Origin of the sequence: Planctomicrobium mucosum (assembly GCF_051466335.1) — a bacterium.
Classification (GTDB): domain Bacteria; phylum Planctomycetota; class Planctomycetia; order Planctomycetales; family Planctomycetaceae; genus Planctomicrobium.
Genome location: NZ_CP195793.1, coordinates 3,443,367 through 3,469,453, shown reverse-complemented (window position 1 = coordinate 3,469,453; position 26,087 = coordinate 3,443,367). Strand labels below are relative to the sequence as shown.

Genomic DNA, 26,087 nt, shown 5'->3' with positions numbered 1-26,087 from the left:
TCCTTTTGCTGGCGAGATTGTTGTGAGGTCTTTTTACTTCAACTGCTTGCACTTGAGAAGCATCCTGCAGACATCTGAGCAATTCGTTTTCGCGTTTGAATTCTGTTAACGGCTTCTGTAGCTTGAGCGATCAAAGTCACATCAACGAATATTGCATCGACTTCAAAGGAGCTCTCAGATGGGTCGTCCAGTTACTTTATTCACTGGTCAATGGGCGGATATTCCTCTGGAACAACTCTGCAAGAAGGCTAAGGAATTCGGCTACGACGGATTAGAGCTCGCCTGCTGGGGCGACCACTTCGAAGTCGACAAAGCACTTTCTGACGACACGTACTGTGCACGCAAGCGTGACTTGCTCGAACGCCATGATCTGAAATTGTTCGCGATCTCCAACCATTTGGTCGGTCAGGCTGTCTGCGACAATATCGATCAGCGCCATAAATCGATCCTGCCAGAGTACGTCTGGAAAGATGGAAATCCTGAAGGGGTCGCACAGCGCGCAGCTGAAGAAATGAAAAACACCGCTCGCGCAGCTCAGAAGCTGGGAGTCGGGATCGTCAACGGATTCACAGGATCCAGCATCTGGCACCTGATCTACGACTTCCCACCGACACCCAAATCCATGATTACAGCAGGGTTCCAGCAGTTTGCTGACCGCTGGAATCCAATTCTGGACGTGTTTCAGGACTGCGGTATCCGTTTCGCTTTGGAAGTACATCCGACCGAAATTGCGTTCGATATCTACTCCGCACAACGAGCACTCGAAGCGATCGGCCGACGGGAAGAGTTCGGATTCAACTTTGATCCGAGCCATTTGATCTGGCAAGGTGTTGACCCTGTCGAGTTTATTCGGGAATTCCCAGACCGTATCTATCACGTTCACATGAAGGACGCAGCGACAACTTTGAACGGTCGCTCCGGAATTCTGGCGAGCCATCTCTCGTTCGGTGATCCTCGTCGTGGATGGGATTTCCGTAGCGTGGGGCGAGGCGGTGTCCGATTCGAAGAAATTATCCGCGCATTGAACGTTGCCGGCTACCCAGCCGACGCTCCGCTCTCTGTAGAGTGGGAAGATTCAGGGATGGAACGGGAAATGGGGGCTGCCGAGGCTGCAGATTTCGTCCGAAACATCGATTTCCGTCCATCCGGACGCGCATTCGACGCTGCCTTTAGCGACGAGTAATCGATTCTGTCGATCACTCAACAGGTGAATTGAAACGTGTTTAGTGGTACGGTATCGGCCGGGCTGCTAAACACGTTTTTTATACGGAAGGCTCGTGAAATGTCTGCGGATCAGTCGGAACGTCCTGTCACTGCGGAATGTGTCTGTCCTCAGTGTGGGGCCCTCTTGCAGATGGTGAAACAAAAACTGATCTGCATGCGATGCGGAATTGTTGAAGGATGTTGTGAAGGCGGAAAGCAGTAACCTCTCTCGTGGATTCTGACCTGAAGTATTCTGTGATTGGGCAGCATCAGATCGCGTTACACACTCCTGCACTGTGTGTTGATCTGGCGAAGTTCGAAACATGGTCTGCCCAACATTCGCAGACTCTTTTGACACTTCCATTCGAGTGGAGAATCGATTTACCAGCCGCTTCCCTCCCGTATTGGGAACGACTCTCCACCCATCAAGCGGTTCATCTCTCTGTTTCTACCATTCAGCAGGCCTCCGGCGTTCAGCCTGATCGAGTCGCTTCGCTGTTTCTGACGCGTCCTCCTCTTCACGACACTCACATTCAACTCCTTGTCGAGCAAGCCCAGCAATTTCCTGTCGTCGTTGCCTGTGACCATTATGTCCATGCTGCCGCCATTTCACGGTTGGCAAACGCAGCGGGAATTCGGATTCCCGTCGCGATTGAAGTGAATCTTGATCAACGTCGATTCGGAGTCCGCCCAGGCTGGGATGGTTTGGAGCTTGCAAAGGGGGTGCAGCGTCTTCGCGGAGTCGAACTCTGTGGCCTATCCGCTGACCTCAGAGGCGCAGGAGAGAACTTTGCGAGACAGTTCGCACGGCTTAATGAAGTGCTTGCCGAATTGAAGTTTCATCTTGAGGTCGCGGGATTCGCTGCGCCAATGATCTCGGTCGCTGTCGATCAAGCTGCGACGATTGAAAATCAACAGACGCCCATCACCGAGATTCGTACGTTCGACCTTTTGAGAGGATCTGATCTCAAGAGTGAACTGAGGTCCCCGTTCAAATTCATTGGAACGGTATTCAGCCGATCGAAACTCGAGAGGGCCGTACTCGATATCGGGTGGGAACAACTTGGGATGGCTGCCGCCAACGACAGGATTCGCGTGTGCCGTTCCGCTCGGGGGAGAGCTCTTCCGGATGTGAAGATTCTTGAAGTCGGAGCGGATTACATCGCTCTCGAGTTGGGGCTGAATTCAACCGATTTAGTGATCGGGGACAAGGTCGAAGTCGAGGTGTGCTTGACCGATTTACCTGCGGGAACCGGATTCCTCATGTACGCAGTTCGAGAAGAACGTGTCGTCGACGTTTTTTCAGCGATACCATAAAAAGCACTCCGCAAGGACGAAGGCATTCACGAACAGGTCGAAAATGCCTTTGTCATTGCGGAGTGTGAACCGCTTTTAACTTGTTGGCCGCTTAAAATGCCTGGACTTCAACAGCACCCGCTTCGGATGGAGCGTCCATCACGATTTCGCTGTTGGAAACATTCTGGATGTTCATGTCGACGGCACCCTGTGGCATTTGCGTGACAGGAATCGGTGCTCCCATTTGAATAGGCTGCGGTTGCTGTCCGTTGAGTTGCAGTGGCTGAGGCTCTTGGCCCATCGGATACTGACCGGGAATTCCGTACGGAGTAGGAACAGGAACAGATTGTGGATTCATGCCGGGCATTGCCTGATACTGAATCGGTGCTCCTTGAGGCATTTGTCCCTGAGCAGTCATCTCATATTGTCCGCTGACCATTTGGGTCTGGTGGAATTGTGCTCCTGTGGTGGTCGTCATGGTTGGACTTCCATACATGCCGTTCTGCATGAAGCTCGCCTGAGAAACGCGACCACGCATGGTTGGGTCCATCTGCGGCATCGATTCTGCCATGTGCAACGCACCGGATGTTTGTGCTGTCGCCGGCATGTAACTCATCGGCTGTTGATAGGAAGCCTGCATGATTGGTTCCTGAGTGAACGCGAGTTCTGAATACGCTCCACCCTGGATTTGTCGACCTGTCAGTTGATAGAGCTTCTTGCGTTCGTTGAGAGCCTGTCGATATCCGGGGCGAATCTGCAGTGCAGCGTTGAGTTCTTGCTCAGCAGCGGCATAGTTACCGCCCTCTGAGTGGAGTTTCGCCATTTCGACATGAGACGCTGCGTTGTATGGCTGGGTCTGAGTCCATGCTGCCAGAAGTTCTGAGGCTTCTTCCTGTCGTCCTTGGGAAGCGAGCATCTGAGTCGCCCCGTGGTAAGCTGGCTGGTGAGCTGGGTCGAGGGTTAATGCGTGCTGATACATCTTTTCAGCACCGGTGATGTCTCCCTCTTTTTCCATTGCTTTGGCAACGTTGTATGCGTATGTCGCGTTGTATGGATCATCAAGCAGAGCACGTTCGAACTCGCTGCGAGCCGCCGCGTAGTTACCGCGATTGTAATAGCCGCGTCCTGATTGGTTCATGACCCAACCATTCGCTCCGCTGCAACCGCAAAGAGTTGTGGTGATGCAAACCCAGATGAACCCGCCGATGACGAGGCCAAAGCGATAGAGTTTCCACCCCAGAGGGGCAGCGTTGATCGCGTTGTTTTGAAGGAGGTTCATATTCGTAGATGGATCTGATCCGGCAGGCATGACGGTGTCCCTGTTGGGGGAATTTCAATGCAGGGCTTTGGAAAACTGGTCTGATCTGGTGAACGGAAGTTTTTTTTGATCAGGTGGTGTTGGTGACATCCCAATTGGGGCTGGGAATCACCGGTAGTTTTCCGGAAGGGATCGGGAAGCTAACCGTAGAGAAAAATACAGGCAATAGGAATTCGTCGTTTCGGCCTGATTCGCCGACTTTTCGGCAAGAAACGACATCGTCAGCAAAATGTGCCGGAGTTGGGGGTCTGGATTTCTGGTCAATTCCGGTGGAAGATGGACGGAAGAACACTATTTCGTTAACTTGACGACGGTCGGGGAGCGCGCTCGCCGACGGCAAATCCGGAGTTTTGCGGGGAACTTCGCGTCGGTCGGCGAAAATGCCGATGGAATCTTTCTGTCGAATTGAAGGTCTACCTCGGAGAACACGCGGTCAATGGCTCGAAAACGGATTTTCCAGGACAAGGATGAGGGCGATTTTGAGGAATCGGGGTCTCCTGAATTTGTCATTCCGCCCGAACTGCTGCAAGAGCGGGAGCTGGACGAACAGCTTCGCCCTAATCAATTGGATGAAGTGATTGGTCAGCGGGCTGTTGTGGACCGGCTTAAAGTCATTCTGGATGCCACTCGCAAACGGGGAGACGTCTTGGGGCATTTGCTGCTCGATGGTCCCCCCGGGATCGGAAAAACCACATTGGCGACGGTCATTCCCAGAGAACTGGGTGTGGAATGCCAGATCGCTGCTGGTCCGGTTTTGGATGCTCCCAAAGATCTGCTGCCGTACCTGACCAACGCCTCTCACGGTTCAGTGCTTTTTATTGACGAAATTCATCGTCTGCGGCCTGCTGTCGAGGAATTCCTGTATCCTGCGATGGAAGACTTTCGCATCGATATTGCGCTGGGCGAAGGTTTGAATGCCCGTACGATCAACATGCAGCTCAAACCGTTCACCGTTATCGGGGCGACGACCCGAGCGGGGATGCTCACTGCTCCAATGCGCGATCGGTTCGTGTACCGGGAGCATCTCGATTTCTACGAGCTGAACGATTTAACAGAAATTGTTCAGCGGAACGCGAGGAAATTGAAAACAACGATCACGCCAGAAGCGGCGAGCGAGATCGCAAGGCGAAGTCAGGGGACTCCTCGAAAAGCGAATAATATTCTGCGTCGAACTCGAGATTTCGCCACGTTGAAGCATCCTACTGGCGAAATTACATCGGAGATTTCCGAGTACGCGTTGAAGGTGCTTGAGATCGATGTCTTCGGGTTGGAGAAGCAGGATCGTCGGTATCTACAGACGGTCATTGAAGTGTTCGGTGGCGGGCCAGCGGGCTTGAATGCCATCGCCCACAGTATGTCTGTTCCGCCAGATACGCTCGAAGATGACATTGAACCATTTTTGCTGCGAACGGGGCTGGTTCAGCGAACCCCACGCGGCCGGGTTGTCACCAAGAAGGGGTTTGAGCACCTCGGTTTGGATCCCGGTCCAGACGTCGGACTCTGGCAGAAGAAGTGGTAAACCTGTATGAAGTAATTTAACAGGCTGAAATGAGCGTCCCTTTTCCCAGAGATGGACGATGCAGGAACGAGAAGCGGGGATTCATTCTCTATGTATGACATTCTGAAGAATCTGGATCGCCGCTGGATTTTCCTGATGATGGCTTTGGCTGTCGGGGGGCCCATTCTGTTTGGGATCACCTTCCCGGAAACGCCAACAACGATGACGCGGAATGTCTTCGACGCGATCGAGAATCTTCCAGAGGGCTCCAAGGTCTTGATGGCCTGGGACTACGACCCCTCCACGGAAGGGGAACTCGGGCCGATGGCGACAGCGTTTACACGTCATTGCTGTGAGAAGAAGCTGAAGATGTACTTCATCACGCTCCTTCCGGTCGGGCCGCAGATGATTGAGAAATCGATTGAGACCGTCATCAAAAAGGATTTTCCAGATCTCACCTACGGGACCGATTACGTCAATCTCGGATACAAATCGGGATATGAAGGGGTGATCAAAGTCATCATCACCAACCTCCGAGGTCTCTACACCACAGATGCACGGGGAACGGGTATTGATCAGATTCCCATGTGTAAGGATGTAAAGAGCGTTCAGGACACTGATTTGATCATCAACGTCAGTGGTGCGTATCCCGGCGTGAAGGAATGGGTGCAATATGCTGTCACTCCTTATCCCGGAAAAGTTCGAATGGTCTCTGGTCTGACAGGGGTGCAGGCTCCGATGTACTACCCCTATGTTCCCAAGCAGATGATTGGCATGCTGGGGGCAATTAAAGGTGCCGCGGAATACGAGGTTCTGGTCAACTCGAAATATAGTCCCGACAAAACGGATCTGCGGTACACGGAGGCCAACCGCCGCATGGGGCCGCAGATGGTGGCTCATTTGTTAATGATCGGGTTGATCATCGTCGGGAACATCATCTACTTCATTGGTCAACGACGTGAAGCACAGGTTCCGGTCAGTCACTAGTCGCGTCATCATTCACAACTTTCATCGAAAGAGTTTTCGGCAGCGTCATGAATTCTCAGGCCATTACGGGGCGGTCGTTCTATCAGAAATTCGTTGACGTTCTGGGTTTGATCCGGTTCAGCCACACCGTTTTCGCGCTCCCTTTCGCGTTGCTCTCCGCAGCACTTGCATGGCGGGTCGTGCCGTTTCAGCTGACGCACCTGATCGGGATTCTGCTGTGTATGGTGTTTGCCCGCGCAGCGGCGATGGCGTTCAATCGGTTAGTTGACCGGGATTTTGACGCCGCGAATCCGCGAACCGCTCAGAGACACATTCCCGCCGGGAAACTCTCTGTCCCTTTTGTGGCTGGATTCACACTGATTTGTGTTATGTGCTTCGTCGCATCGACGCTGCTTTTCCAGCCCAATCAATTGCCACTGCTGCTTTCGATCCCGGTAATGTTGTTTCTTCTGGGGTACTCTTACGCCAAACGCTGGACTTCGTTTTGTCATTACTGGTTGAGTGCTGCCTTGATGATGTCTCCGGTCGCTGCCTGGATTGCCATCACGGGAGCTGTCAGTGCAACTCCGCTTTGGTTGGCAGCCATTGTTTTCTTCTGGGTCGGCGGATTCGACATCCTGTATGCAACTCAAGATGTCGAATTTGATCAGTCGAAGAATCTGAATTCGCTCCCTGCACGGCTTGGCGTGAAGAATGCACTTCGGCTCGCGTTCATCAGTCACCTTTGCACCATTGTGTGCCTGTTTGTCTTCTGGATTGTCTCTGGGTTGGGACCGGTTTTTCTGGTCTGGCTGATCGCTGTCAGTCTATTGCTTGTGTACGAACACTCATTGGTTCGTCCCGAGAATCTGACTCGTGTCAACACTGCATTCTTTCACGTGAACGCCATTATCAGCATCGGACTCTTTCTGGCTGCAGTGATCGATATTGCCCTCTTCCCTCGCAGCTGAACAGAATCGCTTGCAAATCGCCGAATTGTGCATGAAATGCAGCGTCAGTTGTGGAGATAGCCAATATTTGAGTGGCATTCCGGACGCATGCGAGGATTCGATTCTGTGTGGGATTTGTTATTATCCACCGAATTCACATGAGTGGTCGCCGTTCCAGCGGAATAACGATCAATGTTCAGGCGAGAATCAGTTATTAGATTCCGTTCGTGCCTCATGATTGCGAGAGAAACGTGTCATCGTTGATGACGGTGAGATACGCTTAGGTCAACTTTGGGAGGCTTGAAGTATGAAGCGCTGTTGGACAACTCTTCCACTTGCGTTCATGTCGCTGCTGTTGGTTCTATCCCAGGGCGTCTTCGCCAATGAATCTGCAGTTGCATTGTTCAATGGGAACGACCTGACTGGTTGGACGCAACGAGGAGGGAAAGCGATCTACACCGTAGAGGGAGACGAGATCGTTGGAACATCCGTGGCCAATACTGGCAATAGCTTCCTGAGCACCGACAAGATGTATTCCAATTTCGTGCTGGAATTGGATTTCAAAGTTGATGAGGCACTGAATTCGGGAATTCAGATTCGATCGAACCAGTTTCCGACTGAGAAAGTCTGGAAGGGGACTGGTAAGGAAGGTGAGAAAATCACTGCCACTGTCCCGGCAGATCGCGTTCACGGGTATCAGGTGGAGATCGATCCTTCTGAGCGCGCCTGGACCGGTGGAATCTACGATGAAGGGCGACGAGGATGGCTCTTCAACCTCGTGGGAGATCAACATGCAGAAGCCCGCAATGCTTTTAAACAGGACGAGTGGAATCATTTCCGGATTGAGGCCAATGGCGATGAAATTAAGACGTGGATCAACGGAAAACCTGCTGCTGACTTGAAAGATGACATGACCAAGTCCGGGTTCATCGCGTTGCAGGTACACGGAATTGGGGATGACGCCAAGAAGATCGGAAAGCAGATCCGCTGGAAGAATATTCAGCTGACGGAACTCCCTTCGCAGGAAGTGGCCTCCACAGAGGAGCAGACTCTGTTCTTCAAGGGCAAGGAAGGTCCGGGAGCGGGGAAGAAAATCGTCCTGATTTCCGGTGATGAAGAATACCGATCCGAGCAGGCTCTCACTCAACTCGCAAAGATCCTTTCGGAACGCCATGGCTTTGACTGCACTGTTCTGTTTGCGATCGACCCGAACACGGGTTACATCAACCCGAATGTGACGACCAACATCCCCGGGCTCGAGGCTCTCGATTCAGCAGATTTGATGTTCATCTTCACTCGCTTCCGAAACCTGCCGGAAGAGCAGATGCAGCATATCGATGACTACCTGAAAACAGGGAAGCCGGTCATCGGAATTCGGACCGCGACACACGCATTCAACATTCCGGGGAATGCACCTTACGCCCGCTACTCAAACGGCTATCTGGGAGATCAGAAGGAGTGGGCGGATGGATTTGGTCGGTTGGTGCTGGGTGAGCGATGGCACACGCATCACGGCGATCATATGACCCAGAGCACCTACGGGGTGATCGCAGAGGGGCAGCAGGAGCACCCAATTCTACGAGGGATCAAGGATGGCGACATCTGGGGGTCAACAGATGTTTATGGGGTTCGGCTCCCATTGCCCGGCGACTCTCAGCCGCTTGTGCTCGGTAAAGTCATGCACCGCGACGGTCCTCGAGACGACAACGACCTGCACTACGGCCTGCGCCCAACGGATTCAAAACCAGATGATTCGCGAAACAAACCGTTGATGCCGATTGTGTGGCTGAAGACCTTTGAAGTTCCCGGTGGAAAACCAGGGAAGTCGATGACCTCAACCATTGGAGCGTCCTCTGATCTTGTGATTGAAGGAGTTCGTCGCGAGTTTGTAAACGGCGTCTATTTCCTGCTTGGACTGAGTGATCAGATTCCAGCGGACGGGACAAATGTGGAGATCGTCGGGGAGTACAAACCTGATGCTTACCGCGGACAGTCCAACGAGTACTGGAACGAGAAGAAGCTGAAACCCTCCGATCTGCGTTAAAGCCGTCGGTAAGATTCAGTTCAGAGAAGCGAGGCTCCTCGGGCAGGGCCTCGCTTTTTCATTGGAATGTGCAGAGTTCCTTAAGAACTCAAAACGCGTGGCCGGCAAGCGGAGATTGTTCTTTAACAATTATAAGTGCTATAGGTTTTGGTGAATCGGGGATTTCCCGGAAATTCCGACGTCACCTGTGGGAAATGTTGGTGTAGATTAAAAATGCACTGTGTCAGAATGTGAGTATGACTACATCGCGTCCTGATAAACTTCCCCCAAACTCTTTTGTGGCTCATGACATGCATAACTTCCTGCGTCGACAGCTTTGGGTTTCTCTCGCTGTTGCACAATCTCTTTTCCTGTTGAACTGTGCGGAAAGCTCAGCTCAATGGAACGTTCCGCGATATGGTTATGACGCCTATCACGGTTATTACCCATATGGAGGCGGTTTCGGGTGGGGGGGCGGTGGGACCGTCGCTGAAGGGGCAGGGATCGGCTTAGGAGCAGCAGCACAGGGACTCGGTCAGCTGGAAGTGAGTCAGGGACAGTACGAACTTGAACACACCCAGGCTCAATCTCAGTATCTGCAAGCCTATCAACAGTATCTGGCGACGCTCAAAGTGCAGCGGGACGCCTTGCACAGTTACCAGCAGGACCGTGCTCAGGAATATCAGGCAAATACAGAGGCAGCTAAGCTCCGCATTCAAGCCTATCAAAAGGATATGGCCAAACGCGCCGCGCCGCATCGACTGAGCGCTGCACAGTTCGATCGTCAGCACAGCGTCATTACATGGCCGGGGGTGCTGCGAGATTCGATATTCGACGAGAGTCGTTACGAGATTGATAAGCTGTTCGCTGCTCGAACGGACGACGATAGTGGAGCGGGGTCAGCGAACAATGCTGCGATTGAGAAAGCGACAAATCAGATGTTGGAAGTCTTGAAGAAGGACATCAACAATCTGGATGTCGACCAGTTCATCACCGGTCAGCATTTCATTTCCAGCCTCGCATACGAATCCCGGTTTGCAAAGAACGGTGGTCCAACTCCATTGGAAGCAGTGGCCGACGAAAAAAACAAAGATGCAGCCGCTGCTCAGTAATGCAGTTGGAAGATCAAAAAGTTCTTCCAACCAACGCGAATACGTCAAAAATGCTGGTTCGAATTTGCTTCGAACCAGCATTTTTTTCATGAGGTGTGGGGCATGGTGAATCGATTTCTCCGGTCACCCGGTATCCTGCATGAACGCCAAGGACTTCTTGGGTATGTCTAGCGGCGGAAAGTGCCGGTTTCATGGGTGGGCCGTTGGGGCACACGGTGAAATCTTCAAAGCAAGCATGCAAATATTTCATCTTCGTGAGAATTTCAGATTCACGAACGCTCATCGTGTTAAGCGGCTGTCTCACTTGTTCAGCCCTCAGTTTACTGGACTTTTTGCTGTTGAGTTCAGGTAGGAATCATTCTGGTGAACTGAAGTGGGTAGGATTGGTGATTTTTGCGGGGAGTGAATAGTTTCTCTGACCGCTACTTCAATCTCTTTTCGTTGAAGAGGCACGCGATCTGCAAAGCAAAGTCTGCAGTCGGTTCAACTGACGCGTAAATTATTCAGACCAGCGTTGTCAGTTCTCTTGTCACGCCTATCGTGGTTAGCCTCCATGTTGCGAAATCAGATTTTCCTTTTGACGATCGCCTGCTGTGTACTCAGCAGTTGGGGAATCACGGCGATTGCTCAGGAGACGATTCCTCCATCATCACCACTGGCAACCGCATCTTCCGGAACTCCGATCGCCCCGCCGAGTCCGCCCCCTCAGGATGCTCGCCAGACTGCCGTCGCGCTCAATTATTGTCGTGCATCGTTCCATCGCATTCGGAAGAATCAGTCAGAATCAGTGCTGATCGAAGAGCAGGAAAAGATCCTCAACAATCTCAACCTCGGTCAGGTCGATGATCCTGAAGTCATCGTACTTTACACCGCTGTGCTGGACGAGATTGGACAGACAGGTCTCGCTGAGAAAGAGCGAGTGATGATGCGGACGAACCACACGACGAATATGCGTCGCAAAGTCACTTGGGACGCTGTGGCGTTTGGTACTGACCTGATGACGGCTCAGTTCGGAAACGCGGTTCGAACGGGTGCGAATAGCTGGTGGGATTACCGGAATCAGGTGTTCCAGCGAGATATGGATGTTCACAAGATCGAGAAAACTCGTGTGTTGAGCGTAATGCAACGCTCCAGCCAGTTTCTCGATACGTTCTGGAAGCTCGCACGGAAAAAGAATATCCCGGATCGCTGGCTGGTCCGTGGTGATGATCTCGATCAACTCGAATTCGCCATGCAGGAGAAGGACCCTGAGGTTCGGCTTCGCGTGCTGAAACGCATGGAAGCCTTTATGGAGGCCTATCCACCCTATTGGTATTACGTCGCGAGAACTCAGCAGGAATTGGGCAACCTGCCGGTCGCGATCGAGATGTATTCAAAGCTCGAAGGCTTAGGGACCGGTTATTTCCGAAAGGATGAACTGCTGGCGACTGCGATGGCCAATCAGGCTGCCATCTTTGACTATTTGGACGATGATCGAGCAATTGCCGCTGCGCAGAAGTCTCTCGACTATTCGACAGATGTCTGGGAAGCGAATCTGATGTCAGCGCGTGTGCTTCAACGACGTGGTCGGATCGCGGATGCCGAGGATGCCATACTGAGAAATCTGGACGTCCAACTGGAGCAGTCGCAGAGTCATATCTTTTTAGCATCATTGTACTACTTCTCTGGGGATGAGAAGAAGGTCCTCGCAATGCTCAACGATCCGCAGGCTGTCGCTCATTTGCCAGCGCCGGTGCTGCTGCGGATGGCAACCCTTGTTGGGGTCGATCAGGCTCCTCCATTGGTCGTGAACAACATTCTGGCGTCACTTGAGGCATTTCCACGTAACGGGCTTGCTGGCGATCAGACGTTGGTGAGAGTCGGATATGCGTGGCAACTACATCTCGCCCGCGTCGAAGCGTGGCAGGATGGAACCCGCCTGGCTGATCCAACAGTTGTCGCAGGGAAGGGGTATCACGATCTGAAGTTTGCGACTGGAGCAGCTGATCGATCATTCCCCTTGCCGCAAGGGAATCAGAGAATTGCGAAAAAGGATCTCCAGCTGGTTCTAACGTATCCGGATGACACCATTGTGAAGCTCTCCCTCGCGGAACTGGCGGATGCTAGAACAGATCGACCCGGAGTGACGTTGGGAGCAATGGCGACGAACTCCATGCGGATCGCCAGTATCAGCCTGGGTGACGACACATTCGCTCTGAGACCTCGTGAGGCACGAGCGCCAGTCTCTCCTGATGACGATTCTCGGACGAGCCGGATTCTCCCTGAAAGCCTCACGCTACCGATCTCGGTAAAGAAGATTCTGAAAACAACAGAGGTTTCTGTGGAGTCGGACGAAATCGAGAAGTGATCTCGGTCGCGAAGTGTATTCAGTCAACAAAAGAGCGGACCCGTTTTACAGGTCCGCTCTCAGAATTTTTGGACTCGCTGTCAGCCACTGAAAGTGTTAACGACGACATTATCATCGGACGATACTCGCATCGTCGAACTAGCGGGTTTTGGGAAAGTACTTGCTTTGATCTTCGTGTAGAGTCTCTGAAATTTCCTGTTGGAAGTGCATCAGAGAGGCCCCTTGCTCAAAGCCGCTCACTTGATTGTCCTGCTTGAGCGACTTGGAGACGAGGATTCCCTTATCCAGATCGAGCACCACTGTTCCAGCAGGTTTACGGCGTAGAAAGTGGATTTCCTCTGCAGCGCTGTCCAGCGGAGAAAGCACGCGAGTCTGGATATCAATTGTTGCCAGATCGCCTTCAACCGACTTCAGCGTATAACGACGCTGCATTTTAATCGTTTTTCGCAACGTGGAATCAGCGAGTGGAATGCGGAGTTCAAAGTCTTCCTTCCAGCTATCGTTGATTTTGACCGCCTCTTCCGGAAGGTGAAGCAAGACGTCGAAGGCAACTTGTCCGGGGTTATCGGGCACCTGATCCCCTGGTGTCAGCGGATTGAAGGCGGTGACAATTCCGCGAGTCGACATTTGGATCTGAAGGTGTGGCCTGCCAATCAGGTTCGCCATTGCTTCGAAGACTGGCTGGTCTTTTGGATCGAGGTCGACGAGGCTGTTGTAATGATATGATTCATTGTTCTGGAAGATTTCGAGGTCTACCGATTCGATCGAAAGTTCGAGAATCCCGGAACCGTCCGCTTCCACTTTCCGGACAACATAGTTTTTGACGGATGTCTGCTTGGAATACGGTTCATCTGTGTCGAGTCCGACCTGAATTTTGTAGCTGTCTTCCAACTTAACGTTGTATCGGACAGTCTGATCAGGTTCGAATTTATATCTCAGAAGATAGGTCGCATTGTCATCTGCGAATGTCGAGGAAGCTGTCAGCAGCGTTGCCAAACAAGAGAAGATGAACATCTTCAGGACATCGTGAGCTGTAAATTGGCTTCTGGAACTGATCATGGGTCATCCTTGACTGTCTGACGAGCAGCGTCGGCTCCGCTTCTGATTGCCGGGGGTATTGGGAACGGGACGACCCTATCAGAATGCGGTTATTGAATCGAGACGAATTTCGACCGCACGTAACACCTCTTGCAGTCAAATTTTGAGCAGGGTTTTTGATACAGCCGTCCACTCAACTCAAATAGGGGTGGAAATTGGCGAATATCAAAGAATAATGGGCTGCACTTACACGGGCAGGGCGGGGGAACTTGACTTCAAAGCCGGTCGCAAGTACAAATCATATATGATGTTGTGGTGTGTCGTAAGAATGCAGACAAACACTCAGCAATGAGGGACGTTGAATGGATAAGTTTTGGATCATCCTGTTTCTGGTTGGCGTCATCTCGGTGCTGGTGGTGTTGTCAATCTTCGCGCGATACTTCGGGCTGTGGATTCAGTGCAAGATGACGCGGACTGGGATCGGTTTTGTCGATCTCTTTCTGATGTCGATCAAGAAAGTGAATCCGGCAATTATCGTTCGTAGCAAAATCATGGCGGTTCAGTCGGGTCTGACTGAACGGTACCAGATTTCTAATCGTGCACTGCAGGCTCATTATATTGCTGGCGGAAACGTCCCCAATGTCATTCGAGCCTTGATTGCAGCTTACCGCGCCGGGATCGATCTCGACTGGCAGGTGGCCCAGGCGATTGATCTCGCTGGACGCGATGTTCTGGATGCGGTTCGAACGAGTGTTTATCCCAAAGTGATTGATTGCCCAGATCCCAAGAAGACAACGGGCACTCTTGATGCCGTCGCTGCTGATGGAATTCAATTGAAAGCCCGCGCACGTGTGACGGTGCGGACGAATCTGAAACAGTTGATCGGGGGGGCGACTGAAGAGACCGTCATCGCACGCGTTGGTCAAGGGATCGTGCAGGCGATTGGTTCGACATCGTCCTATAAGACCGTGTTGGAAAACCCAGATCGAATTTCGCAAACCGTGCTGAATCAGGGGCTGGAAGCAGAAACGTCGTTTGAAATTGTTTCCATCGATATTGCTGATATCGATGTCGGAGACAACATCGGTGCACGACTTCAGGCGGATCAGGCTGAGGCAGATGTGCGAGTTGCTCAGGCACGTGCTGAACAACGTCGTGCCGCAGCTGCTGCGCGTGAGCAGGAAATGATTGCACGGACAACAGAGAACCGTGCTGCGGTGGTTCTCTCCGAGGCCGAAGTTCCCTTGGCGATTGCTTCTTCATTCCGTGATCGGAAAATCGGACTGCTGGATTACTACGAGTTGAAGAATGTGCAGGCAGATACCTCGATGCGCGCTGCAATTGCTGGCGTCGGTGATGAAGTATCTCCGAATTCCACCCGTTAGTTTGAGTCGGTTCGCACTGAATTTTATGAGGAGCGGCTATGCCGATGCTTCCTGTTCCCGGACTGCTCGCTGCTGTGGAATCGTTCATATTCAGCGTCTTTATGGTTATCGCGTTCGCTGGCTGGTTGATTAATTTGATCAACCAGAGTCAGCCCGGTGCGAAAAAGCCGAATCGACGTCCGAATCAACAGAACCAGAATCGCCCCAAACCAGCTCAGAAGTCTGTGCAGGAAGAAATTGAACGCTTCCTCACTCAGGCCCGCCAGGCAGCGGAACAACAACGACCACAGCCCCAGCGGGATCAGTTTCCGAACCAGAATTCTGACGGCATCGAAGTCGTCAGCCGTGGTCCCAAGGTCGAGAACGGAGGGCAGCGACCCAGCCCTTCAAAACAGCAGCAGCCGAAACGTAAATCCGTTGTCGCTCCCAATCAGCAGTCAAAAAAGAAAAATCAGAGTCAGCCCGTTGCCAAACCGCCGCAACCACAAATTGGCAACCGTACTCTCGCGAGTTCGGAGCGTGTCAGCCCCTTAGTTACGCGGCAGGTCGGTAGTGAGATTTCCTCCAACCTTCAGCCGCATCTAGGATCGTTTTCCGCTGTCTCATCGGATTCGTTCGGAGAGAAGGGCATTGCTTCGACAACTCAGCGTGCTGAAACCCCTGCTTCTCGCATGGGGAAAATGATGAGGTCGAAAAATGGGGTGCGGGAAGCGATTTTGTTGAGTGAAATTCTGTCCAAGCCTCGTATGCTGAGAAGAAGTTAGTTCTCGCTGGACGTTGCAGTGCTGAAACTGAAGATTACCAACTGTTCGGTTGATGCTAACAGGAGGTAATATGGCAACCTTGAAGCAGCCTCGAATTGTGCCTCGCTCGAAATCCGACTCCCTTTCACTGAGCCGGGACGAAGACAGTCGTTCAGACGTTCTCATGATGATTGAGAATCGTCATCTGCGCGGGAGCTACGCTCGCTCAGCCTTGCTGGCAAAACAATTGATTGCTCAGCATGTTGGCGTTCAGCTCGTCTGCACTCAGTCCAGTCGAGAAGCAGATTTCGGAATCGCCAAAGTGCGCGTGTCACGACATCTGACGAGTCGCGTTTTCGGGGGAATTGCTCGACGTTGTCTCGCTGCCGATCTTGAGAAATCAGTACCTGCACTGATCGACGTTCAGCAACGAAATTTGCACTGCATCGGAAGCTCACTGGCTCGGCGCCTCAAAAGGCCGTACGTCGTCACCGTCTGCGATTATCTACAGGACCGTGAGCAGTTTTTGTTCGATCGGCTGTATTGCCGTTACGTTGTGGCGGTCAGCGACTCAGTCAAGTCAGAGCTGTTGACGCGAACCCGCTTGAAAGAAGAGCAGGTTGTTGTCATTCCAAGTGGAGTTCTCCCGCCGGCAGATTCGGAGTTACGTCCGATTTTTGTGGAAGATCGTGCTCCAGTCATTGGGACAGCAGGGGCATTGGAATCGCAAAAAGGGCTCAATCACTTCTTAAAGGCGGCTGCACGCGTTTTAGAAAAGCGACCGGATGCGATGTTTGTTATTGCTGGTTCTGGACCTGAAGAACGTCGATTGCGGAGAATGGCTGTTGAGTTGGGGATCTCTCACGCCGTCACAATCAATACAAATCTGACAAATTTTCGCACAGCGTTACGTGCCATGGATCTGTTTGTGCTTCCGTCGCTCAAACAGGGACTCGGCTCCATCATGCTCAACGCAATGGCCAGCGCGCTGCCTGTCATCGCGACTGAATCTGGCGGAGTCTTCAGCGTCGTTCAGGATGGAGTGACAGGTCTGCTGGTGCCCCCTGCCGATGAATCGATGATGGTCGATCAAATTCTGCATCTCCTGTCGAATCCGGATCAGGCTGTCCAGTTGGGGCTCGCAGCCAGGCAGCGGATTATCGAGCGGTTTCATCTGGATCAAATGGTGAGCGCGACTCTCGATTTGTATCAGCGAGTTCTTGCGGAATCGGTCTGAGGAAACCTCGCGGATTTCCACAAGTTCGGTGTGTGACTTTTCTGGGCTCGAGACCTGTTTTGTCCCGACATTGGGGATGTCCCCCCGATACCGTCGCTGAGACCAGTGAGATTTCGCTATTCTGAGTGGGCAAATTTTTGACGTCTGCGTTGCAACGACGGGGCACCAGATGAACTGTTTTTTCTATTTTGATTGCAGCGAGACATCGGTTTTATGCAGGTTCGTCTGACAAATTTGAGACTTCCCGTTGAGGTTGCCGAATCGGAGTTGGTTCGGCATGTCAGCCAGCGTATCGGCGTTCGCGTCGATGACCTGAAATCGTGGCGAATTCTGCGTAAGAGTCTGGATGCTCGTTCGAAAAAGGATCTCCAATTCGTCTATACGATCTCCGCTACGTTCCCGGATGATCCAGTTCTCCTGAAGAAGTTGACTCGTCGAAAAGATGTCGAGTCGTTCAGTCCAGAGGTGTTTGACGATCCGGATTCGGGAGCTGATCCGCTTCCATTGCGCCCAGTTGTCGTGGGGGCTGGTCCCGCCGGATTGTTGGCAGCGTATTATTTGGCAGTTCGTGGATACCGTCCGCTGATCATTGATCGTGGTTATCCAGTCAAAGAACGTGTTCCGATGATTCGTGCATTCGACAGTCGTAAAGCGGATCATGATGAAGAGAACAACTACCTCTTCGGCGAAGGGGGCGCAGGCTGCTTCTCTGACGGAAAACTCACCTGCCGTATGACAGGCCCTGACGTTGATTGGGTTCTGGAGTCGTTCATTACCTGCGGAGGCCGAGAGTCAATCCGTTACGAGCATCGTCCTCATCTGGGGAGTAACCGGCTCCCGATGATTTGCCGTAATTATCGTCGTAAGATCGAAGCGCTGGGTGGGGAGTATCGATTCGCCTGCAGGATGGAGAGCATCAAGCAGGAGAACGGGCAGGTTGTCGGCATCGGTACCTCCAGCGGCTTCATCCCGACCAATCACTTGCTTTTGGCAATCGGGCATAGTGCGCGAGATACTTACGAGGCACTTTATCGGATGGGCGTTCCGATGAAGCAGAAGGCGTTTCAGCTTGGCCTTCGAATCGAGCATCCGCAGATCAACGTGAACAATTGGAAGTATGGTAAGGGAGAGTACATCGATATTCTCGGAGCCGCAGATTATGCCCTGGTGGCCAAAGGAGAGCGGGATCTTTACTCATTCTGTATGTGCGCCGGGGGCTATGTGATTCCAAGCGTTTCGGAGTCAGGCCGGTTCTGTACCAACGGGATGAGTAATTCACGCCATGATACCGAGTTCGCCAACAGCGGGCTGATGGTGACACTCGATCCATCTCATTTCGGAGGCAGCCATCCTTTGGCGGGGATGGAGTTGCAACGTCGGCTGGAAACTGTCGCGTATGAGTTGGGAGATCGCGATTATCGGGCTCCTATTCAATTGGCAAAGAATTTTATCAACGGTCGCGTGATTACCGGTGAGCAGAACTACATCAGCTCTTATCAACGTGGAACCGTCAGCTGTGATTTGCGTGAAGTCCTTCCACCTGTCATCACGAGAGCAATCCAGGAAGGGTTGCCAATCATGGATGAAAAGTGGAAAGGAAAGTTCCTGAAGGACGCGACACTCCTTGGTCCGGAAATGCGTGGCAGTGCGCCCGTTCGCATGGAACGGGATCTCGTCACTCGCGAAGCCCCCGGGCTGAAAGGGCTCTACCCGATTGGTGAAGGAGCGGGATACGCGGGCGGGATTATCACTGCAGCGGTCGACGGTTTGCGAAGCGCCCGAGAGGTGGTTCGTCGTCACGCTGCACCGGTGTAATGAATCTGAGTGCGGACGCGAATTCGAGCGGAGCTTTCGTTACATTGGATCAGTTAAACTGATGTTCATTTGATTCTTAAGGAGATTACATGTCCAGCAACGATTTGAATCGTCGTGATTTTCATCAACTGACCATGGCTGCCGTTGGTGGGTTGATGGCCGGGACATTTGTTGGCTGCGATCCCGCAAAAAAAACTGATGGCCCAGCTCCAGCCACACCACCCGCAACGCCTGCTCCTGGCGCTGAAACACCGGCAGAAGCAGAGCAGACAAGTCTGTTGATGCAGGAAAAGCATGTCTGCCGTGGCCTGAATATGTGCAAAAATCAGGGTGTGAGTGGCGAAAACACCTGTGCTGGCCAAGGGACATGTGCGACTTATGCACTGCATGAATGTGCACAGCAAAATGAATGCAAAGGCCAAGGGGGATGTGGAACCAATGCCGGTGAAAACGCCTGTAAAGCCCAAGGTGGTTGCCATCTCCCATTGATGGATCACGCATGGGAAAGCGCCCGCAAGCGATTTGAAGAAGCGATGAAGAAGAGCGGCAAAGAGGTCGGCGTTGCTCCTCCAAAAGCATAGTCGCTTCAGGCTGATCTGATGTAGTTCAACGGGAGACATTGCGCTCTGCAATGCCTCCCGTGTGAATCTCTTTCTTTCTGCAATTCATCCCGGTCAGGTCATCGACATGACACTTCCACGACTTGGTCATCCAGATCTGGGACTCGGGGTCGGACTACGATCTCTGCATTATCAGCACATTCTCAGTCAACACCCTGCAGTCGACTGGTTTGAGGTGATCTCCGAAAACTACATGGATTCCCAAGGGCGTCCAATGGATACGCTGGAGCGAATCGCGGAGCGTTATCCTGTGGTGATGCATGGCGTTTCCATGTCAATCGGCAGTGCTGATCCACTTAATCTCGATTATCTCTCACGTCTGAAGAAACTTGCTGACCGCATTCACGCGCATTGGGTATCAGACCATCTTTGCTGGACCGGCGTTGCGAATCACAATTCGCACGACCTGCTTCCAATTCCACTCAATGAATCATCACTTCAACATGTGGTCGAGCGAATTCAGGTGGTGCAGGAAATTCTTGAGCGTCCACTCGTTCTCGAAAACCCAAGCACCTATCTGAACTTTTCCAGTTCCACGATGCCGGAGTGGGAGTTCCTGTCGCTCATGTCAGAAGAGACAAATTGTGGTCTTCTTCTCGACGTGAATAACGTCTATGTCTCGAGCGTCAATCACGGGTTCGATCCTGTTGAATACGTTGAAAACATTCCTCATCAACGCATCGTACAGATGCATCTGGCGGGGCATACCAATATGGGGACTTACTGCATTGATACCCATGATGGACCCGTCATTGATCCCGTCTGGAGGCTCTTTCAGCGAGTCTATGAATTGACGGGAGGGGTGTCGACGTTGCTCGAATGGGATGCAAAAATTCCTGAGTTTCCTGTTGTTCACGCTGAAATCCTGAAGGCCAAGCAACATATCGGCTCAATCCCGAGTCGTGCCGATCAAAGCAAAGAAACGTTCAACCAAGAGCATCGCGCAGCCATTCCGCAACCTGCGGTTGTTGTTGCGGCGGAGTATGAATAGTGAGTCGGACTCCATCAATCGGTGCTCTGCAACGCTGGATGCTGTCTGTGATCAGTCATCCCGGTGGAGTCATTGCAGGGGTTGATTCACAGCCGGCCCAAAATGAATTCGCCGCCAGTGCTGATACTCTGGACATGTTGATTCAGACGTCCGAGCATTTCGGCTCTGTTCAACGGCTGGGGGTGTATGCGAACGCGTATTATGCGAGACTTCTGGAATGTCTGAGCGGAGAATTTCCGGCTGTCTCGCATGCTTTGGGGGAAGAGACATTTCAGGCATTTGCGTTCGAATATCTGCAGCGACATCCTCCGCAGAGCTACACGCTGAATCAGTTAGGTGCGGCATTTCCTGCATTTCTAAAGAGTTCCAGGCCCGTTCAGGATCGGGATTCTGTTACCCCGGACTGGTCTGAGTTTCTAATCGAACTCGCACAACTTGAACGTTGTTATTCCGATGTCTTTGATGGGCCGGGTGAGGAAAATCTGCCAAAGCTCTCGATCGAGCAGTTTCAGGGGATTCCTTCGGAAGTTTGGGATTCTCTGATATTGCAGACTGCACCCTCATTGAAGTTGGTTGGGCTCTCGTTTCCCGTGCAGGAATACATCACTTCACTTCGTCGTGGTTTAGAGCCGGAGTTCCCGATTGCTGTTCCGACATGGCTTGTTGTGAATCGCCGCGATTACGTTGTGAGACGTCAAGCGGTTTCATTGACCGAATGGACGATTCTCAAACGCCTGCAGGAACAACACCCGCTCGGAGAAGTGATGGCGTCTGCGACGTCAGTTGAAGGTCTCTCATTCGAGCAACTCGCCAGCCTGATCCCAGTCTGGTTTCAGCGGTGGGCAACGGCGGGCTACTTCCTGGGTGTCAGAGGGAATTCCTGAAGACCATCAATTTGCTGGCTCGGATTTGAGTTGAGACCAGAGTTCGTCAGAACGATTCTTGAGAGCTGGAGTCCCCATTCGTGGATAGAGTGTTCGTGTTACTCCGAGCATTTTTTTTGCAGATGCGGAATCCCCCTGTTGATGTCGTATCTCCGCAATACTGAGTCTTGCTTCAATCCATTGTTCGGACCCCTTTGGTTCCGAATGTTCGAGTTTCTGCCAAAGCGTGAGAGCAAGTGCGAAGTCTTCTTTCTCACCGCGGCTTGTGAGAACTCTCAGATAGAGCCGAATCAACTCATGGTTTTTTGAATCGTTGACATAGATTGTTTCACAACGGCGAACGGCATCAGTCCAGTCCTTCATTGCAATCGAAGCGTAAATTCCAGCCATATCCAGCTGACTCCGCTGGTCGATCGTGAGATTGCCACGAAATTCATTGAGCTCCTGTACAGTGGCACGTTGGACTGCTCCCAGCTCGTATTGAAAGTCTTGACCAATCGATCCTGACAGATCGGTGAGCCGGTTTAATACCGCGAGTAGTGCTGTCGGGTCGCTCTGTGACAATGTCCTGAGCAGATCTCTCGCTTCCGGAAGTTTGTGTTGCATCGTGAAGGAGACGATCTTCAGCTCAATCATTTTCTGTTTGATTGACTGCCATTCCGGACTGATGTTTGACCCGGCGTCATTGGCTGTCTGCTGCTCGTTCTTCAGCGAGTTCTCAATCGCTGCTAACATCTGATCAGCTTGGGAAGTGAGGTGCTGAGGGTGTTGCAGGATCAACTTTGCACAATTGAGTAGTGCTTCCGCCTGAACAGGCTCCAGCTGGATTTGAGGAAAGAGCAGCGGCCGCGATATTGAGGCCACGTCAGACAGAACCTGCGAATTCAGCTCTTCTCGTTTTTCAATTGAAATGTCGTGTTGGTTGTAAAGGCGATCGAGAATTCGCGTCAACTGAAGGTTGGCGGACTGTTTTCGCACGTGATCAACCGGAATTCTGCGGTAGCTTTCCAAGGAGCTTTCAAGCCGACCCTGTTGCTCATCGAGGAGTGCGAGCATCCAACTCGCATCTGCTGTCGTGCTGGAATTCGAATAGTTACGGAGATGGTTCTGAAGAGACTCTCGATACGGGTTCTCCCCCGCTGCCCGTCCTATGGCATAGCATCGAAGCAGGTCCGCTTCGGCCGCTCGAGGATGGTTGGGGAACGCCGTGATGATTCGTTCGAGTTCAACTTGGGCGGGTTGCCAGCGTTTCAACTCGATGAGTATCGCGGCGACAGTCATCGCATTGTCGACAGCCTCATTCGGGAGATTCGATTGTTGTGCGAGCATCGACGCCGCAGAATACAGTTGAATGGATTCATCGAACTTGTTTTCACTCCACGCCGCCGCTGCCTTTCTCAAGGTTGCTGCCAGTTCCGGACCAAGTTTCTGTTCCTGTTGATAGCGTTCCGCTTTCAGAACGGCACGAGGCCTCCATTTGCCTCTGGTTTGTTCGACAAATTCATGGATCTTCGATGTGTATTGTTCGCGAATCGCCGTTGCATCCTTCGGGATCTTTGTTTGTAGAGCCCGAATGAACACTTCGATCGCTCCGACTCTGAACTGGTCAGTCAGCGGAGTCGGGTCTTTCAATCGACCGACAATAAGTTGCAGTGCTTCTTCAAAATCGTCCTGAGAGATTCTGATAGCGATTCTCTCACTCAGTGCGGCATCGACTTCAATCGTTGTAGGCTTGCCTGCAATCGCGCGATCGAGTGCGCTGTCGGCACGTTTGCCGTCCCCGAGCAATCTCGCGACTCGAGCCTGCAGAACGGCGACTTTTCGTTTGAGTTCGGGGGGGGCTGATCCACTGGAAATGTGATCGAAATCCGAATCAGCTGTTTTCAATCGCGCAATACGAGCCGATTCCGATACTTCAAGTTCCGCTACTGCCAATTCACCTCGACCGCAATGGAAATAGATGAGCTGCAGTAACTCGCTTCGCTCTTTCGGAGTGAGTTCGAACTTCGCTCGAGTTGGGCCTTCCAGTTCCAGGCAAATCCGGCGTAAAGAGTCGAGGGCCGGGGTGATCTGTTCGACAACCTGCACTCGTAAAGACTGGAGCTCTGGTTGGTATTCAGCTTCGAACGCAAGCGTGAGAGATTGCTGAACGATGAGCAACTTTTTCCACGCTTCCAGCAAGATCTGATGTCGAGGCGTGTCAGCATGTTTCAATTGCGAATCGAGAACGAGTTCTGCTCGGCCCCAAAGCTCTTCCCGGGACTCGTCCAAGCTGGAGTCACCATGCATGGTGAGCGTTTTGGCGGTTTCAATCGAAAGATGGCAACGCTCATCGTCGGTAAGATCCGATTCCGAGAGTCTGGAAAGTCCAAACTCCTCCGCCACGATATACAGTTCACGTGCCTGCAATGCCTCAAAGTATTGGGCGTAGGGAATTGCGTCTGCGACGGCAGCGACACTCCTGCTCAGCAGGGCGAATAGCAGAACTGATGCCGAGGTGAAACGCCTCACAAACTTCCGATCAGGTTACTTCCAAGGGACGTGCTTCATTCCAAACGTTTCGGCGACCGCTTTGTTGGTCACATAGCCATCGTGCATGTTGACGGCGTCGCAGAGCCCGAGGTTCGATTTGCAGGCAGCGGCCAAGCCTTTGTTTGCAATCAGCTGGACATACGGAAATGTCACGTTGCAAAGAGCGTATGTGCTCGTGCGACCCACAGCGCCGGGCATGTTCGTGACGCAATAATGGATGATTCCGTCAACGATGTACGTCGGGTGAGAGTGAGTGGTTGGCCGACTTGTTTCGAAGCAACCACCCTGATCAATACAGACGTCGACAATCACCGCGCCCGGCTTCATCAGTTTCAAATCGGATCGGCTGACAAGATGCGGGGCTCTTGCACCGGGGATTAAGACCGAGCCAATCACAAGGTCGGCGAGTTGGATTTGTTCCCGTAAGTTGTGTCGATCGGAGTAAAGGGTTGTGACGTTCGCTGGAAGAACATCGTCGAGGTATCGCAATCGTTCCAGATTCGTATCGAGAATGCAGACGTTGGCGTGGAATCCAGCAGCAATCTGGGCAGCGTTCTTTCCGACAACACCACCACCGATCACGGTGACGTGGGCAGGTTGAACCCCGGGGACTCCGCCGAGCAGGATGCCGCGACCCTGTTGAGGCCGTTCTAGATACTTGGCCCCTTCCTGAATACTCATGCGTCCCGCAACTTCACTCATTGGAGTCAGGCAGGGCAGTGTGCCGTTCGGGCCACGAAGGGTCTCATATGCAACTGCAGTTGCACCAGTCTTCAATACTTCGTTCGTCAGAACACGATCTGCAGCGAAGTGAAAATAAGTGAAGAGAATCTGGCCGCGTCGAAGCAGTTCCCATTCCGGGTCGAGCGGCTCTTTGACCTTTACGACGAGTTCAGCTTGCCCGAACACGTCCTTGGGGGAGTCAACTAGCTGGGCACCGACAGCAGCGTATTGCTCGTCAGTAATCCCGCTCCCTAATCCTGCGCCTCGTTCGATAAGCACCTTGTGTCCGGCCCGAGTGAGTTCTTCAACACCGACTGGGAGCATTCCGACCCGATACTCGTCCGATTTGATTTCCTTCGGAACGCCAATCAACATTGTCAACTCCCTGTCAGCTATCGGCGGGGCAAATGTCGCAGACAAATCGGTCAATTCTGTCTGCAAACTGGAATACGTCATTCATAACACAGGATTGAGCTTCCACAACCTCGTGCAACTTGTTGATCTTACAGATCCTGACTGCTCCGCCTGGTGAGACGTTTACTGAGGACAGCAATCAGATCGTCACATTCGCGTTTGGCTTCTTTCAATCCGCGAGGATTGATGTCACCACTACGGCAATACTCAAGCACGACCTGTTCTGCTGCCATTAATTCCGCGCACGCATCAGGGATTTCATCTGCGATCTCAATGGGGATCGTCGTGACTCCATTGCAATCACCATGGAGCAGTGTGCCCGGATCAATCACAAGTCCGCCCACATTGACGGGAATGTTGATCTGTGGAATATGGCAGTAGCCATGAGAGCAAATTGTGCCGTTGGTAAAGACCGGAAAATCGAGACGGCTGACTTGATCCAGATCACGCCCTGCGCCTGAGGTGATCAGTCCCGCTGCTCCGAAGGATTTGTACATGGTACACATCACTTCACCGAACGTGGCGGCGGCCGTTGGGGTATCAAGGTCCTCGAAGACCATCACTGGAGAACCGGGGTGATCTGAGTAGAGTTCGATTTGCTCGATCAATCCACTGTAGCTGCTCCCTTGTGGTGGAGGTGCGTTGCTCCGAAAAGTTGAGGTCAAAGCAAACCCGACCATGGGAGGGAGATCCGGAAAGCAACTACGGATTCCAGCATTCATGTAGCCCGAATTTCGCGGCCGAACGTGAAATAATTCGATGACATTACAAACTGTGGGCGTGTCATACTGTGACAGCTCAGACAATGTTCGAGAATGCATTGTGGTTCCGTGAATGAGATTTCATGCAGTGAACGAAATTGAGCCGCACATGGTGACCTGTGCGGCTCAATTTTACTTCAACGAAGGTTCTTACTGTCACACTTGGAAACGACCTGAGTCGATGACTGCGGCGGCAATCGGATAAGGACTTGCCGCCACCGACTCTAAGTC

Annotated in this window: 20 protein-coding genes; 15 read left to right on the top strand and 5 right to left on the bottom strand. The window is 52.3% G+C overall.

Annotation, left to right across the window (positions count from 1 at the left end):
- Window positions 1-178 precede the first annotated feature (178 nt).
- A complete protein-coding gene (locus SH668x_RS13765; RefSeq protein WP_437185641.1) occupies window positions 179-1,183 on the top strand; it encodes a sugar phosphate isomerase/epimerase family protein in 1,005 nt (334 codons plus the stop codon).
- 251 nt (window positions 1,184-1,434) lie between these two features.
- Window positions 1,435-2,520 (top strand): alanine racemase, encoded by a 1,086-nt coding sequence (locus SH668x_RS13760; protein ID WP_437185640.1) that lies wholly within the window; start codon window positions 1,435-1,437, stop codon window positions 2,518-2,520.
- A gap of 91 nt (window positions 2,521-2,611) precedes the next feature.
- Here the strand turns inward: SH668x_RS13760 and SH668x_RS13755 are convergent, their stop codons facing one another.
- Window positions 2,612-3,808, bottom strand: coding sequence for a tetratricopeptide repeat protein (locus SH668x_RS13755; protein WP_437185639.1), 1,197 nt, complete (start codon window positions 3,806-3,808; stop codon window positions 2,612-2,614).
- 445 nt (window positions 3,809-4,253) lie between these two features.
- On the opposite strand from SH668x_RS13755, the gene ruvB reads away from it, so the two are divergent.
- The 6 genes from ruvB (at window position 4,254) to SH668x_RS13725 (ending at window position 12,713) form a co-directional block, all read left to right on the top strand.
- Window positions 4,254-5,336 (top strand): Holliday junction branch migration DNA helicase RuvB, encoded by a 1,083-nt coding sequence (gene ruvB, locus SH668x_RS13750; RefSeq protein WP_437185638.1) that lies wholly within the window; start codon window positions 4,254-4,256, stop codon window positions 5,334-5,336.
- A 90-nt stretch (window positions 5,337-5,426) separates the two neighbouring features.
- Window positions 5,427-6,302: a hypothetical protein gene (locus SH668x_RS13745; RefSeq protein ID WP_437185637.1), complete on the top strand. Its 876-nt coding sequence runs from the start codon at window positions 5,427-5,429 to the stop codon at window positions 6,300-6,302.
- 47 nt (window positions 6,303-6,349) lie between these two features.
- Complete coding sequence (locus tag SH668x_RS13740; RefSeq protein ID WP_437185636.1) at window positions 6,350-7,252, top strand: UbiA-like polyprenyltransferase; 903 nt, start codon at window positions 6,350-6,352, stop codon at window positions 7,250-7,252.
- A 286-nt stretch (window positions 7,253-7,538) separates the two neighbouring features.
- Window positions 7,539-9,275, top strand: coding sequence for a 3-keto-disaccharide hydrolase (locus SH668x_RS13735; protein WP_437185635.1), 1,737 nt, complete (start codon window positions 7,539-7,541; stop codon window positions 9,273-9,275).
- A gap of 236 nt (window positions 9,276-9,511) precedes the next feature.
- A complete protein-coding gene (locus SH668x_RS13730; RefSeq protein ID WP_437185634.1) occupies window positions 9,512-10,366 on the top strand; it encodes a hypothetical protein in 855 nt (284 codons plus the stop codon).
- 553 nt (window positions 10,367-10,919) lie between these two features.
- Entirely contained in the window at window positions 10,920-12,713 is a 1,794-nt protein-coding gene (locus tag SH668x_RS13725) for a tetratricopeptide repeat protein (RefSeq protein WP_437185633.1), read from the top strand.
- A gap of 138 nt (window positions 12,714-12,851) precedes the next feature.
- Here the strand turns inward: SH668x_RS13725 and SH668x_RS13720 are convergent, their stop codons facing one another.
- Entirely contained in the window at window positions 12,852-13,772 is a 921-nt protein-coding gene (locus SH668x_RS13720) for a DUF6263 family protein (protein ID WP_437185632.1), read from the bottom strand.
- A 341-nt stretch (window positions 13,773-14,113) separates the two neighbouring features.
- Here SH668x_RS13720 and floA point away from each other — a divergent pair, with 341 nt between their 5' ends.
- From floA to SH668x_RS13685, 7 genes are all read left to right on the top strand, one after another.
- Complete coding sequence (gene floA, locus SH668x_RS13715; protein WP_437185631.1) at window positions 14,114-15,136, top strand: flotillin-like protein FloA; 1,023 nt, start codon at window positions 14,114-14,116, stop codon at window positions 15,134-15,136.
- 38 nt (window positions 15,137-15,174) lie between these two features.
- Entirely contained in the window at window positions 15,175-15,900 is a 726-nt protein-coding gene (locus SH668x_RS13710; RefSeq protein ID WP_437185630.1) for a hypothetical protein, read from the top strand.
- A 70-nt stretch (window positions 15,901-15,970) separates the two neighbouring features.
- Window positions 15,971-17,116 (top strand): glycosyltransferase family 4 protein, encoded by a 1,146-nt coding sequence (locus SH668x_RS13705; RefSeq protein ID WP_437185629.1) that lies wholly within the window; start codon window positions 15,971-15,973, stop codon window positions 17,114-17,116.
- 213 nt (window positions 17,117-17,329) lie between these two features.
- Window positions 17,330-18,931, top strand: coding sequence for an NAD(P)/FAD-dependent oxidoreductase (locus tag SH668x_RS13700; protein WP_437185628.1), 1,602 nt, complete (start codon window positions 17,330-17,332; stop codon window positions 18,929-18,931).
- Between the two features lie 89 nt (window positions 18,932-19,020).
- Entirely contained in the window at window positions 19,021-19,512 is a 492-nt protein-coding gene (locus SH668x_RS13695) for a twin-arginine translocation signal domain-containing protein (RefSeq protein ID WP_437185627.1), read from the top strand.
- 106 nt (window positions 19,513-19,618) lie between these two features.
- Window positions 19,619-20,542 carry an MNIO family bufferin maturase gene (bufB, locus tag SH668x_RS13690; protein ID WP_437188555.1) on the top strand — a complete coding sequence of 308 codons (924 nt, stop codon included), beginning with the start codon at window positions 19,619-19,621 and terminating at the stop codon, window positions 20,540-20,542.
- Window positions 20,542-21,426, top strand: coding sequence for an HvfC/BufC family peptide modification chaperone (locus SH668x_RS13685; RefSeq protein WP_437185626.1), 885 nt, complete (start codon window positions 20,542-20,544; stop codon window positions 21,424-21,426). Before bufB ends, SH668x_RS13685 begins: the two co-directional genes overlap by 1 nt.
- 6 nt (window positions 21,427-21,432) lie before the next feature.
- On the opposite strand, the gene SH668x_RS13680 is transcribed toward SH668x_RS13685, so the two are convergent.
- The 3 genes from SH668x_RS13680 to SH668x_RS13670 all read right to left on the bottom strand — a co-directional run bounded on the left by SH668x_RS13680 (window position 21,433) and on the right by SH668x_RS13670 (window position 25,916).
- The gene (locus SH668x_RS13680) at window positions 21,433-23,937 is read right to left on the bottom strand and encodes a hypothetical protein (protein ID WP_437185625.1); all 2,505 of its coding nucleotides are present in this window, start codon (window positions 23,935-23,937) and stop codon (window positions 21,433-21,435) included.
- 15 nt (window positions 23,938-23,952) lie between these two features.
- Entirely contained in the window at window positions 23,953-25,056 is a 1,104-nt protein-coding gene (gene ald, locus SH668x_RS13675; RefSeq protein WP_437185624.1) for an alanine dehydrogenase, read from the bottom strand.
- A gap of 128 nt (window positions 25,057-25,184) precedes the next feature.
- Window positions 25,185-25,916, bottom strand: a complete 732-nt coding sequence (locus SH668x_RS13670) for an RraA family protein (protein ID WP_437185623.1) — start codon at window positions 25,914-25,916, stop codon at window positions 25,185-25,187.
- Window positions 25,917-26,087: the final 171 nt, after the last annotated feature.